The organism is Larsenimonas salina, assembly GCF_023736155.1.
In the GTDB taxonomy this organism is placed as follows: domain Bacteria; phylum Pseudomonadota; class Gammaproteobacteria; order Pseudomonadales; family Halomonadaceae; genus Larsenimonas; species Larsenimonas salina.
The window spans coordinates 215,279-227,330 of sequence record NZ_JAMLJJ010000003.1; the positions used below are offsets into that span (position 1 = coordinate 215,279).

General features: G+C 63.4%; 10 protein-coding genes. 4 read left to right on the forward strand and 6 right to left on the reverse strand.

Features of this window, described 5'->3' with window-relative positions; translation table 11 throughout:
- Positions 1 to 328 precede the first annotated feature (328 nt).
- The gene (locus NAT23_RS08060) at positions 329 to 1,795 is read left to right on the forward strand and encodes a hypothetical protein (RefSeq protein WP_251927186.1); all 1,467 of its coding nucleotides are present in this window, start codon (positions 329 to 331) and stop codon (positions 1,793 to 1,795) included.
- Between the two features lie 95 nt (positions 1,796 to 1,890).
- Here the strand turns inward: NAT23_RS08060 and NAT23_RS08065 are convergent, their stop codons facing one another.
- Positions 1,891 to 3,351, reverse strand: coding sequence for an NCS1 family nucleobase:cation symporter-1 (locus tag NAT23_RS08065; RefSeq protein WP_251927188.1), 1,461 nt, complete (start codon positions 3,349 to 3,351; stop codon positions 1,891 to 1,893).
- A 419-nt stretch (positions 3,352 to 3,770) separates the two neighbouring features.
- Between NAT23_RS08065 and NAT23_RS08070 the strand changes: the two genes are divergently transcribed.
- The 3 genes from NAT23_RS08070 to puuE are packed head-to-tail and all read left to right on the forward strand — an operon-like array spanning position 3,771 to position 6,183.
- The gene (locus NAT23_RS08070) at positions 3,771 to 4,493 is read left to right on the forward strand and encodes a GntR family transcriptional regulator (RefSeq protein WP_251927192.1); all 723 of its coding nucleotides are present in this window, start codon (positions 3,771 to 3,773) and stop codon (positions 4,491 to 4,493) included.
- On the forward strand, positions 4,490 to 5,245 hold the full coding sequence (locus tag NAT23_RS08075) for an aspartate/glutamate racemase family protein (RefSeq protein WP_251927195.1): 756 nt from the start codon (positions 4,490 to 4,492) through the stop codon (positions 5,243 to 5,245). The genes NAT23_RS08070 and NAT23_RS08075 overlap by 4 nt, the downstream gene beginning before the upstream one ends.
- Positions 5,242 to 6,183 carry an allantoinase PuuE gene (puuE, locus tag NAT23_RS08080; protein WP_251593300.1) on the forward strand — a complete coding sequence of 314 codons (942 nt, stop codon included), beginning with the start codon at positions 5,242 to 5,244 and terminating at the stop codon, positions 6,181 to 6,183. Before NAT23_RS08075 ends, puuE begins: the two co-directional genes overlap by 4 nt.
- 78 nt (positions 6,184 to 6,261) lie before the next feature.
- On the opposite strand, the gene NAT23_RS08085 is transcribed toward puuE, so the two are convergent.
- The 5 genes from NAT23_RS08085 to NAT23_RS08105 form a co-directional block, all read right to left on the reverse strand.
- On the reverse strand, positions 6,262 to 7,101 hold the full coding sequence (locus tag NAT23_RS08085) for a MurR/RpiR family transcriptional regulator (RefSeq protein ID WP_251927198.1): 840 nt from the start codon (positions 7,099 to 7,101) through the stop codon (positions 6,262 to 6,264).
- Positions 7,098 to 8,315: an allantoate amidohydrolase gene (locus tag NAT23_RS08090; protein WP_251927201.1), complete on the reverse strand. Its 1,218-nt coding sequence runs from the start codon at positions 8,313 to 8,315 to the stop codon at positions 7,098 to 7,100. Before NAT23_RS08090 ends, NAT23_RS08085 begins: the two co-directional genes overlap by 4 nt.
- The gene (locus NAT23_RS08095) at positions 8,308 to 9,549 is read right to left on the reverse strand and encodes a pyridoxal-phosphate-dependent aminotransferase family protein (protein WP_251593304.1); all 1,242 of its coding nucleotides are present in this window, start codon (positions 9,547 to 9,549) and stop codon (positions 8,308 to 8,310) included. The genes NAT23_RS08090 and NAT23_RS08095 overlap by 8 nt, the downstream gene beginning before the upstream one ends.
- A gap of 187 nt (positions 9,550 to 9,736) precedes the next feature.
- Positions 9,737 to 10,759: an alpha/beta fold hydrolase gene (locus tag NAT23_RS08100; RefSeq protein ID WP_251927204.1), complete on the reverse strand. Its 1,023-nt coding sequence runs from the start codon at positions 10,757 to 10,759 to the stop codon at positions 9,737 to 9,739.
- Between the two features lie 149 nt (positions 10,760 to 10,908).
- Positions 10,909 to 11,874: an alpha/beta hydrolase gene (locus NAT23_RS08105; RefSeq protein ID WP_251927207.1), complete on the reverse strand. Its 966-nt coding sequence runs from the start codon at positions 11,872 to 11,874 to the stop codon at positions 10,909 to 10,911.
- Positions 11,875 to 12,052: the final 178 nt, after the last annotated feature.

The following is a 12,052-nucleotide window of genomic DNA, read 5'->3' on the forward strand; positions in this document are numbered from 1 at the left end:
TGCGGGCAAGTGAGGTCAGGGAAACAGCGGCATAGTGTGGTTCTATCGCTTAAGTTCGCTCGATAACGCCTACATTGCGCCGTGATGATAAAAAAACACTGATCGAAAAACAGGTATTCACTCAGGTTATATCGCGTGTTCCGGTGCCTGCCTACAATGGCCCCACTCAAGGCACCCCGCCCGACGCTTTCTTGCAATCCCCCCGCAACGCCGCGCCACCGCGCGGCGTTTTTGTCGATACGCGTTTTTCAAGGCGCAGGGCAGGCTACGCTTAACTACCAAAGCATCATGATAATCATGCGCAGTATCAGGGACGACCAACCACTCGATGACCTCTAACCACTCCTCCACTCACACAACCAACAGCGGCTGGACACTCGGGCTCCTGCCCGCCCCGGAGCTTCCGGCACGCATCGTCGAAAAGATTCGCGACCGCCTGACCGAGCGGCTGTCGACTCAGGTCGCAAGCGACAAGGACTGGCACGTCGAGACCCTCACCGACCCGATGGTCGGCACCGACGAAGACGCCAATGACATCATGGACGAGGCCGAGCGCTTCAAGCAGGAGCACGGCTGGACCTACGTGGTGTGCATCACCGACCTGCCGCTTTTCCATGGAGGCAAACCACTGGCCGCCAGTGCCAGCCACTCACGCGGCATCGGGATTCTGTCCCAGCCGGCGCTTGGGGCCTCGCCCATGGCGAAACGGGTGGAAGAGGCGATCACCCAGCTTGTCAGCGAGCTTCATTTCGGCAGCACGAAGGAAGGCCGGGACGCCTTTTGTGACTACCACGGCAAGACGCGGCGCTGGCAGAAAGGCGCGGCCCGGCGGCTGGTAAAGCGGCGGCTGTCTGAGTGGGTGGCGCCATATGCTCGGCTGGATCTTTCCGAAGAAGACGCCGACCTCGATGTGCGTTTCGTGGCCCGGTTCAAGTTCACAGGCTATTTCAAGCTGGTCGGTGGGATGGTGCGGGCCAACCGGCCCTGGACGATTTTCCCGGCCTTTCGCCGCGTCGGTGCGGCGGCGTTCGCAACCGGCGCCTACGGCATGATCTTTCCCTCGATGTGGCGCCTGGCCGACAGCTACGAACCGTGGCGCTTTCTAACGCTGATGCTGCTGTCGATGATCGCGATGGTGCTCTGGATCGTCGTCGACCACGGCCTTTGGGAGCCGATACGCCATCGGGATGCGTTTTCCAACGCCAAGCTCTACAACCTCGCGACTTTCAGTACGCTCGGGATCGGGGTGCTTTTCTATTATCTGTTCTTGATGCTGCTGTTTTTCATCACGGCGTACCTGTTCGTGCCGTCGGCGGTCATGGGCCAGACACTCGGTCACGCCATCGGCACGCTCGAATTCGGCGCGCTCGGCTGGCTTGCCACGTCGCTTGCAACCGTTGGTGGCGCACTGGGCTCAGGCCTTGAAAGCGATGAAACGGTTCGAAGTGCAACCTACGGCTATCGCCAGCAACTGCGCCAGAAGCGCCTTCAAGAGCAGCGCGACGGCAACAACGACGATAATCAAAGCGACAACGATAATTACGAAGACCCGGATGACCCCGAGGACGACGACGGCCAGGCGGAACGTGATCAGGCGGACCGGGAGGACAATCACGAAGACACGTCCAAACACGAGTCCAAGTCCGACGATAAACACGACGATAAAACCGACGAAACCGACGAAACCGACGAAACCGACGAAACCGAGCAGAATCAGGCCCATCGTGAGCGGGCTGACCATGGCACGAACAAGGGGCTTCGCCCTGATGCGAACCAGCGCAGAGACAACGACTGAGCCCTTGTCGATAGCGCCCGACGCAAAATGACCCCAAAACGCAAAAAGCCCCGGAGGATGTATCCTCCGGGGCTTTTTTTATCGGACATGCAGTCTCAGGGGCGCGACGTGACCGGCTTGCGGGCGGTGCCCCGGCGCCAGAGCCCGGACTGCCAGCCGTGTGCCAGTGCAGCGATGCCTCCGCCAAGGAACACCGCAAAGCTACTGATGTCGCCAAGCGGGGCCAGGCTGACCGGAATGCTCACCAGCCCACCCATCAAAAGCGAGCGAAGCGCGACCGGATTGACCCCACCCTTGTAGTGGTAGGCGCTGCCGGCCTTGGAAGAAAACAGCGCGTTGAGGTCGATCTTCTGGCGGCGCACCTTGTAGAAGTCGACCAGAATGATGCCGTAGAGCGGGCCGATCAGCGCTGCCAGCACACCCACGGTGTAGTGGATCAGCTCGGGGTTGTTGAACAGGTTCCAGGGCGTCAGAAAGATCGAGCCGACCGCCGCGATCATGCCGCCCATGCGCCAGCTGATCTTCTCGGGCGCGACGTGGGAGAAATCAAACGCCGGCGCGACGAAGTTGGCAACGATATTGATGCCGATGGTGGCGGCAACAAAGGCGAACACACCCAGTACGGCGGCGGTGGCGCTGTCGATGCGGGCCACGGTTTCAATCGGGTCAGTCAGCATTTCACCGAACACCTGCGGCGTACCGGACACCACGACCACCGTGATGATCGAAAACATCAGGAAGTTGACCGGAAGGCCCCAGAAGTTACCGCGACGAACAGACTTTTCAGTGGCGCAGTAGCGCGAGAAGTCACCGAAGTTGAGCGTCGGGCCTGCGAAATAGCCCGCGACCAGTACCGCGGCCACCACCATCTGCCACAGCGCCTCGCCACCGCTAAGGGTCTCGTTGGAGAGCGACAGGCTGATGTTTTCAGGCCCGGCGCGCCAGACAATCCAGCCGGCAAGCGCGAACATGACCGCATACACCAAGGGGCCTGCCCAGTCGTTGAAGCGGCGGATGGTGTCCATGCCGCGCCAGAACACCAGCGCTTGAAGCACCCACATCAGCGCGAAGCAGAACCAGCCCAGCGCCGACAGCCCCAGAAAGCTCGTGCCCGCCAAGGACTCAAGCCCCGGAAACCAGCGCAGCAGCACCAGCAAAAGCGCGTTGGAGGCAAGCCAGGTCTGAATGCCGTACCACACCACCGCGATCAAGCCGCGAATGACCGCCGGTACGTTGGCGCCCTTCGTACCGAAGGCCATTCGGCAGATGACCGGAAACGGCACGCCGGTGCGCTGGCTGGGACGGGCCACGGCATTGGCAAAGACCTGCACGACCAGAATGCCGACCAACAGTGAAATCAATACCTGCCAGCCCATCAGACCGAGGCCGAACAGGCTCGCCGCCAGCACATAGCCGCCGACGCTGTGAATATCGGCCATCCAGAAAGCAAAGATGTTATAGGCGTTCCAATCCTGCTTGGCGGGCGCCAGATCCTCGTTGTGAAGATGCGGGTCAGGCGCGGCAGGCATTTGCCCTTCAGTCTTGTTCGTGTTCATGCGCGGCTCCATGAAGGCTCGTTACGCTGCCACCGGCAGCCCTGCGTTGGCCGGATGGCCATTGGTCTCTGTCCTAGTTCGTATACAATCTTCGTGCCAATTTGGCGCACTGGCGTAAAAAAAGAGCCTCCCGGGCGCTAAACCCCGCATGGCAGGGGGTGCCATGATGATGCATCACTTCTGCCAGGCGCCGGGCATGGAGAAAGCCATGGCCCCACCGGGTATCCGGTGTGCACCATAACCGTGCTCGAACCAAGCGTTGTGCACCATAAAAGCGCCATTTCGTATACAGCGACAGCATCAATCAGCCACTGCCGAGAGCGCTATTGGCCGATGGTCGCCTTGCGTTAAGGGGTGTTGGCGCGCTGGCATGGAAAATGCTTGTATACAATCATCGAGACCGCGACCTCAGGATTTCCATGAACGATACCCGTCAGTTTCATTTGCTCGCCGGCCAGGTCAGTGACCGAGGCGCTCGCAGTGATGAGGCGATCTATCAGGCATTGTGGGAGGCCATTGTCGAGCATCGGCTCTCCCCCGGCGCCCGCCTGCCGGAAGATGCCCTGTCACATGCCTTCGGAGTGAGCCGCACCACGGTGCGCCGCGTACTGCAGCGGCTGGCGCTCGAACAGCTGGTGACGCTGCGCCCGAACCGGGGCGCCCAGATCACAAGCCCCACGCCCAGTGAGGCCCGTGACGTGTTCCGGGCGCGCCGGCTCATGGAGGGCGCGCTGCTGGCAGAGGTGCTTCCCCGGATTACCCCGGCGGATCTCAAGGCGCTCGAGGCGATCCACGAGCGCGAGACCCGCGCCGAGCGCGAGCACGCCATTCGACTGTCGGCCGAATTTCACAGCCGGCTGGTCGCGATCGCCGACAGCCCGTCACTGTCAGAAGCGCTGTCACAGCTGATTTCCAGAACGTCGCTGATCATCGCGGTCTACGGCCGCGCCCGGGCCGGCTGCCCCTGCGAGCACATCGAGCTGATCGAACTGCTCCGCGACGGCGCACTTGCCCCGGTACAGCGCTGGATGAGCGCGCACCTGACCCGGATCGAGGCAAGCCTCGATTTCACCGCCAGCGGCGATGCACTGCCCGATTTCGAACACCTTTTTGGCCACCACAGAGAGCAAAGCGCCTCATGACCTCGACCACTCCGACCATCTGCGTCATCAACCCCAACACCAGCACCGCCATGAGCGAGGGCGTCGCTGCCAGCGCTCGGCGCGTCGCCCGCGGTGAGATTCTTATGCTGACCTCGCGTCACGGCCCGGCCGGGCTTGAAGGCCACTTTGATGAGGCCATCGCCGTGCCCGGAATGCTGGAGCATGTTGTCGAAACCGAGCGCAGCTACACCCGCGTCGACGGCTATCTGATTGCCTGCTTCGGCGACCCGGGCCTGGCGGCTGCCCGTGAGGTGGCCTCCGTGCCCGTGATGGGCGTTGCCGAGGCCGGCATGCAGGTGGCGACCATGGTCGCGCGGCGCTTCTCGATCGTGACCACGCTTGCCCGCACCCTGCCGATTGCCGAGCGGCTCTTGCACGAGTACGGCAAGCGCGAGCAGTGCGCTGGCCTGCATGCCTGCGAGCTGCCGGTGGCGGCGTTCGAGTCCGACGACGACAGCGTCTATGAAACGCTTCTGGCCGCCTGCCGCGACGCGCTTCAAGCCGATGACAGTGACGCCATCCTGCTCGGCTGCGCCGGCATGAGCGAGCTGGCCGAACGGCTGGGTGAGGCGCTCGGCGTACCGGTCATCGATGGCGTGACCGCAGGGGTTGCCCTGCTGGAAGCCGTCAGCGCCACCGGCTACCCGGTCTCCAAGCACAACGACCGCGCCACGCCCATCGCCAAGCCCATTCGCGGCGCCTTCGAACACCTGAGCGGGAGCCACTCATGAGCCACGATCTTCACCTCGAGAATTACCCCCGTGACCTGCGCGGCTACGGCGCCACCCCGCCGGACCCGAAATGGCCGGGCGGCGCCCGAGTCGCGGTGCAGTTCGTACTCAACTACGAGGAAGGCGGCGAGAACAACGTGCTGCACGGCGATGCCCACAGCGAGACGTTTCTTTCCGACATCATCGGCGCGGCGCCCTATCCTGACCGCCACATGAGCCTGGAATCGCTCTACGAATATGGCTCGCGAGCCGGCGTCTGGCGCATTCTTCGTGAGTTCGAGCGCCGCAACCTGCCGCTGACGGTGTTCGGCGTGGGCATGGCGATGGCGCGTTACCCGGAGGTGGTCAGCGCGTTTCAGGACGCCGGCCATGAGATCGCCTGCCACGCCCTGCGCTGGATTCACTATCAGGACATGAGCGTCGAACGCGAGCGCACCATGATGGCGCAGGCGCTCGATCTGCACCGGGAACTCACCGGCGAGCTGCCGCTTGGCTGGTACACCGGCCGCGACAGCCCCAATACCCGGGCGCTTGTGGGTGAGCACGAGCACTTCCTCTACGACTCCGACTACTACGGTGACGATCTGCCGTTCTGGACGCAGGTCGACAACGCCGACGGCGAAACCCGTGACCACCTGATCGTGCCCTATACGCTCGACACCAACGACATGCGCTTCGCCTCGCCCGGTGGCTTCAACTACGGCGACCCGTTCTTCAATTACCTGAAGGACGCCTTCGATGTGCTCTATGAGGAAGGCGCCGAGGCACCGAAGATGCTTTCAATTGGCCTGCACTGCCGTCTGATCGGCCGGCCCGGCCGCTTTCGGGCGCTCCAGCGCTTTCTCGATCACATCGAGGCCCATGACCGGGTCTGGGTCACCCGCCGCGTGGACATCGCCCGCCACTGGCACGAGCATCACGCGCCCGCCAAACGCTGACGACGTCCGGCACGCAGTCGATGACACAAAAAAGGCGGCCTCCTGGCCGCCTTTTTAATGCGCGTTGTTTCCGCCTGGTCAGTCCAGTTCGTTCAGCCGATCGTAGGCACCACTTATCGTCTCGATCCGGGCGCGGCCGTCCTTCAGGCGCGCGTGCAGAAGTGCGTTGGCCAACAGATTGATCAGACTCATCACCGGGGTGTAGCTGTCGAACGCGGAGACGCTGTCCAGCGGGCACTCGAGCCGCCAGGTGGAGGACACGTGGGACGCCGCAAGGCTCGGGTCACCGATCAGAAGCGTTTCGACCTCCACCGCACCGAGTTCCTTGAGCAGCGCCTGAAAGCCGTGCGCGCGCCGGCGAAAGCCCATCACGATAGCGACCGTGCCGGGACGCACATCGATCAGCTCCTCACCGAGCGACTGCCCGGGCTGCGGGGCCAGCCGCACGCCGGGGCGCACCTGCATCAACTGCTGACGCAGATGAAGCGCCGCCGGGTAGCCGTTGCGGTAGCCGATCACCAGCACCTCGGGGGCGCGGTCGAGCGCGGCAATCACCGCATCGAAGGTCTCGGCGTCAATGGCGGCCAGCATCTGATGGAGGTTGTCACGCTCGCGCTCGAAGTGGCGCTGAAACCGCTCCAGCCCACTGCCAAGCGCTCCGGAATCGGTCACCAGCGGCACGCCGTTGTAGCGAAGCGTGCGCATGTGCTCGCGCACTTCGCTAAAGCTTTCGAACCCGAGCCTTCGAAACAGCCGGCTGACGGTTGCCTTGGACACGCCAGAAAGGCTCGCAAGCTCGGACGCGCTGTAGACCGCGATGTCCTCGAAGTGATCGAGGATAAACCCCGCCACCTTCTGCTCGTTGGGCGTCAACTGCTCGAACTGCAGCCGAAGCCGCTCGCCGAGGTGCTGGGTCATCCGGCAAGCCTCGTGACCGCCGACGTCATCGCCTCGAGTGCATCGCTCACATCGCGGGCCTGAACGGATTCGTCCGGGTGGTGGCTGATGCCCTTGTAACAGCGCACGAACAGCATGCCGATGTCGCACACGTGGGCCATCGCCATACCGTCATGGCCGGCACCGCTGGTCAGATGACGCACCGGGCCGTCGTCGGTGCCGATGGCCTCCGACAGTGACTCGATCAGGCGCGGGGCACAGGCCACCGCCGGCGCCGCGTGGGTTTCATGCCAGCGCCAGGCGAGACCGCGGGATTCACCGATGCGGCCACAGCTTTCCTGAATCGCCTCGAGCGTGCGGTCACGGTCCTCATCGCGCTCGGCGCGAATATCGAGGCTCATGCGTACCTCACCCGGGATGACGTTGACCGCACCGGGGTACGTCTCGAGCGAGCCGACCGTGGCCACGATCCCGGCGGCGCGGGCAAGTGTTTCGATGGCAACGATCGCCTCGGCCGCACCGGCAAGTGCGTCACGGCGAAGCTCCAGCGGCGTGGTGCCGGCGTGGCCGGCCTCACCGCCGATGGAAATCTGAAACCGTCGGGCGCCGGCAATCGCGGTGACCACCCCAAGCGAGCGACGCTCGGCTTCAAGCACCGGCCCCTGCTCGATGTGGGCTTCCAGATAGCCGGCAATGCTTGACGGCGTCCGGGCGGCCTCACCGATGCGCGCGGGGTCAAGCCCGAAGTCGAAAAACGCCTGGCGAAGCGTGAGCCCGTCGCGGCCGATGATGTCCCACCAGGCCGGGTCCCAGGTGCCGGCAACCGCGCGGCTGCCAAGAAGCGCCGTGCCAAAGCGGGTGCCTTCTTCATCGGCGAACGCCACGACCTCGACCGACCGCGCCGGCCGCTCACCGGAGGCGTTCAGACGTGCGACCACGGCGATGGCGAGCAGCACGCCAAGCGGGCCGTCGAAGTGGCCCGCGTTGATGACGCTATCGGAGTGCGAGCCGAGCACCAGCGCCGGCAGCGCCGGGTCGCGCCCTTCAAACCGGCCCCACTGGTTGCCGGCGGCGTCCTGCCAGGTCGTCATGCCGGCCTCAACCATCCACTCGGCCAAAAGCGCATTGGCGCGGGCGTGCTCGGGCGTCAGATAACAGCGCGTGAGCTGACCGGTGTCTGATGAAATGGCGGCGAGCTCATGGCAGGCCGCAACAATGGCCTCACCGTTATGCATGGGTACGCTCCGGGTTCTGCTGGTAGAACTCACGCGCTGCGCCGGCGCCGCTGCCGGCGGTCATGTTGACCCCGGCCTGGCGCAGCACCTGTTCAAGGGCGGCGAGCGTGGTCATGACAGTGTCGCGGCGGGCGTTGTAGCCCATGGTGCCGATGCGCCAGATTTTCCCGTGCAGCGGGCCAAAGGAGGTGCCGATTTCGATGGCGTAGTCCTCAAGCAGGGTGCGTCGGAGCACTTCCCCTTCCACGCCGTCAGGGATGTAGATGCCGACCACGTTGTTCATGCGGTGCGCCTGATCGCCAAAGAGCGCAAGCCCCATGGCCTTGAGGCCCTCGGTCAGTGCGCCGCCGTGAAGCGCGTGGCGGGCCACGGCCTGCTCCATGCCTTCATTGACCAGAAGCCGGGCACATTCGCGAGCACCGTAGAGCATGCTGGTGGCTTCGGTGTGGTGATTGAGCCGCGCCTCGCCCCAGTAATCGAGGATCATGCCGAGGTCGAAATAGTTGGAGCGAATACGCTCGCCCCGGCCGCCGTCATAGCCATTGCCGACCAGACCGGCTTCGACGTGCGCACGCGCCCGAATGCACTCTACCGCCCGCGGCGAAAGCGTCGTCGGGGCGCTGCCGGACGGGCCTGCCAGGCACTTTTGAAGGCCGGCGGTGACGGCGTCGAGCTGCCAGGCGTCGGTGTCCAGGGTATTGCCGGCCAATGATGCGGTGGCGTCGGTGTAGAACAGCACGTCATGGTCACGGCAGATCTGGCCGATGGCCTCGAGCGGCTGACACATGGTGGTGGAGGTATCGCCCTGCACCATCGCCAGCACTTTCGGGCGCACGTCACGAAGCGCGGTCTCGACCTGCTCCGGCGTGAAGACCTCCCCCCATTCGACCTCGATGATGTGCACCTCGGCCCCGGCGCGCTCGGCAATTTCGCGAAGAAGATGACCGAAGCGGCCGAACACCGGCACCAGCACCCGGTCGCCCGGCTCGATCAGTGAGACCAGCACGGCCTCGATGCCGGCGCGCGAGGTGCCGTCGATCAGGAGCGTGGCGTCGTTTTGCGTGCGAAAGACCTCACGGTAGAGCGCCTGGGTCTCGTTCATGCAGGCGGTCATCGCCGGGTCGTACTGTCCGATCAGCTGGGCGGACATCGCGCGCAGCACACGCGGGTCAGCGTTGATCGGGCCAGGGCCCATCAGAAGACGTGTAGGGGGATTGAAGGACTCATGGGACATGACGGACGACCTCGTTACGATTGTTTCATTAACATCCTACAAGAAACTATAGTTTCATTGCGAGTCATGATCGATCGATTTTTCAAGGCCCGTTGCCGGGGTGTCATCGTGCATCAGCCACGCCGGCTCAAGGGGCGTGGCTGATAAGTGGCTGATAAAGAGCACGTCACCTGGGGTGCGCGACGCGTTACTCGGTCAACGCCCGATCAAAGGCCGGGTAGAAGGTCTCGGGGGCCTGAGTCTGCGGGAGGTGGCCAAGCCCCTCGAGCGGAATCAGCGTCGCATCAGGGATGGCCTCGGCGGCCTGCCGGCCGAGGGTGGGATAGTCACCGAGCGTCTTTTTAACCGCCTCCGGGGCGAAGTTCTTGCCGACGGCGGTGGTATCGGCCTGACCGATGATCAGCGTGGTCGGCACCTCGATGCGTGGCAGCTCATCCACCACCGGCTGGGTCATCAGCATGTCGTAGGTTTTTGCCGAGGCCCAGGCCACCGAATCGCGATCCGGCCCCTTGTACATGCCGGCCTGCAACCGCGCCTGGGTCGCGAACGCGTCGTTCCACTGCCCGCCAAAGTAGTTTTTCTTCTGGTAGGCCTTGATGCGCTCGAAGTCGGTCTTTTGGGTGAAGTCGTACCACGTATCGAGCGGCTGATAGGGCACGCCCTTGGCCGTCCAGTCTTCAAGCCCGATCGGGTTGATCAGGATCATGCGCTCGAGGGTATCCGGGTACATCAGGGCGTAGCGCATCGAGAGCATGCCGCCCATGGAGTGGCCAACCAGCGTCACATCATCGACGTCGAGCGTTTCAAGCAGCGCATGGGTGTTGTGGGCGAGTTGCGCCAGGCTGTACTGATAGCCCTCGGGCTTGCTCGACTTGCAAAACCCGATCTGGTCCGGGGCGATCACACGGTAGACCTGATCGGTCAGGTGCTCGATCACGGGCGCCCAGTAGCTTGCGCAGAAGTTCTTGCCGTGCAGCAGCAGCGCCACCTTGCCGGAAGGCGATTCGGGGCTTACGTCCATATAGGCCATCTCGACCGGCGTGCGCTGACTTTCGAAGTCGAACGTCCTGGCCGGATAGGGGTAGGCGTACTCAGATAGATCACCGCTTCGAGCGGGAATCGACTCATCGGCGGCAAGCGTCATCGGTGAGAACAGCGCGGTCAGGGCAAGAGGGCCAGCCCATTTAAGGGAAGAGCGGGAAGCGAACACGACGAACCTCCAAGGCGTTGAACGAAGCGTTCAGTGTGGTTCAGCGGCATCCCCCGAGCCACGGCGGGGCTGAAGCCGAGCTTACAGGGGCGCGGGACCTGGCGTGCGGTCGGTCGGTCGGCCGGAAAGAACGTGTCGTGCGTACCGGCTCAAGGCGCAAGTCTCAAAAGCCATTGGCGTGTGGCGCGCGCGGCGTCCACGTCCGAAACGATCCCCAGATGAGAGGCACCTTCAACGATGCCCAGAGTCATGTTCGGCGACAGCGGCCTGATGACGCCATCGAACCGGTCGGCAAAAAGTGCCTCATCGTTTGAGCCCACAAGAAGCAACAGGGGCACCGTCATCGCCTTGAGGCCCGCCTTGAAATCGGTGGGGTTGAGTCCGGCCATCATGCGAAAGGAATAGGACAGCGTCTCCGAGCCGTCACGGTAGGCCGCCGGCATGGTGAACTCGAGCACTCGGGCACTGTTAAAGGCCGTGATACCGAACCGGTTGAGAAATACCAGAGGCAGTATCTTGAAAAGGTTCGGCCTGGCCCAGCCTCCCGAATTTTTACGTGTGGTCGGCGCGTCGTGGCCTAGATAGGGCGCAAGCAATAGATACCCGTCGACTGGCGTCGTGTCCTGGCGTTCAGCAAGGCGCACCACCAGCCCGGCGCCGGATGAATGGCCGCCCAGCACCACGCGTTCGATGCGCTCGTCGCGTGCTCGAATATGAGCAATCAGATCCAGGAGGTCATCGCCTGGCTGTTCGATGTAGTCGACATCACCGCGACGATAAGGCGCCGGGCCATGCCCTCGAAGGTCCGGCGTGTAAACGGCGGCTCTGCCGGAGGACGCGATAGATCGGGCAAACGGCGCCAGATACCGGCTTTCGGTGCCCGACCCATGAACAAGAACCAGCACGGTCCGCGAGGCACTCGGGTAGTACCGATACCCCAGGGAACGACCATCGCGCGCCTTGTAATGCTCAAGGTCAGGCAGTTCGGACGCACTGATGCGATCACGCGACAGCGCCTCGAAGTTCAATCCGGTGTCATCCGCCATTAGGTTCATGGGCCAAAGTACTCGAGCAACGATAACGCTGATCAGAAAACATACAGCCAGTAGACGCATCCTATCAGCCTGCGATCTCACATCATGAATGGATAAGTCTCGTAAGCATTCAGCATAGCCGTAGACGCCCTACGCACCCTACTCGACAATCAACCGATACGGCTTGGGAAAGTGCCGACCCTCGGGGTGGCGAAAGCCACCGAGTCAGGATAGGCCGGTACTGGCACTCACCAGACAT

What these genes read in the sequence shown, in the direction of transcription:
- NAT23_RS08060 (WP_251927186.1), top strand. Translation starts at nt 329, where the DNA reads ATGACCTCTAACCACTCCTCCACTCACACAACCAACAGCGGCTGGACA.
- NAT23_RS08065 (WP_251927188.1), bottom strand. Translation starts at nt 3,351, where the DNA reads ATGAACACGAACAAGACTGAAGGGCAAATGCCTGCCGCGCCTGACCCG.
- NAT23_RS08070 (WP_251927192.1), top strand. Translation starts at nt 3,771, where the DNA reads ATGAACGATACCCGTCAGTTTCATTTGCTCGCCGGCCAGGTCAGTGAC.
- NAT23_RS08075 (WP_251927195.1), top strand. Translation starts at nt 4,490, where the DNA reads ATGACCTCGACCACTCCGACCATCTGCGTCATCAACCCCAACACCAGC.
- puuE (WP_251593300.1), top strand. Translation starts at nt 5,242, where the DNA reads ATGAGCCACGATCTTCACCTCGAGAATTACCCCCGTGACCTGCGCGGC.
- NAT23_RS08085 (WP_251927198.1), bottom strand. Translation starts at nt 7,101, where the DNA reads ATGACCCAGCACCTCGGCGAGCGGCTTCGGCTGCAGTTCGAGCAGTTG.
- NAT23_RS08090 (WP_251927201.1), bottom strand. Translation starts at nt 8,315, where the DNA reads ATGCATAACGGTGAGGCCATTGTTGCGGCCTGCCATGAGCTCGCCGCC.
- NAT23_RS08095 (WP_251593304.1), bottom strand. Translation starts at nt 9,549, where the DNA reads ATGTCCCATGAGTCCTTCAATCCCCCTACACGTCTTCTGATGGGCCCT.
- NAT23_RS08105 (WP_251927207.1), bottom strand. Translation starts at nt 11,874, where the DNA reads ATGCGTCTACTGGCTGTATGTTTTCTGATCAGCGTTATCGTTGCTCGA.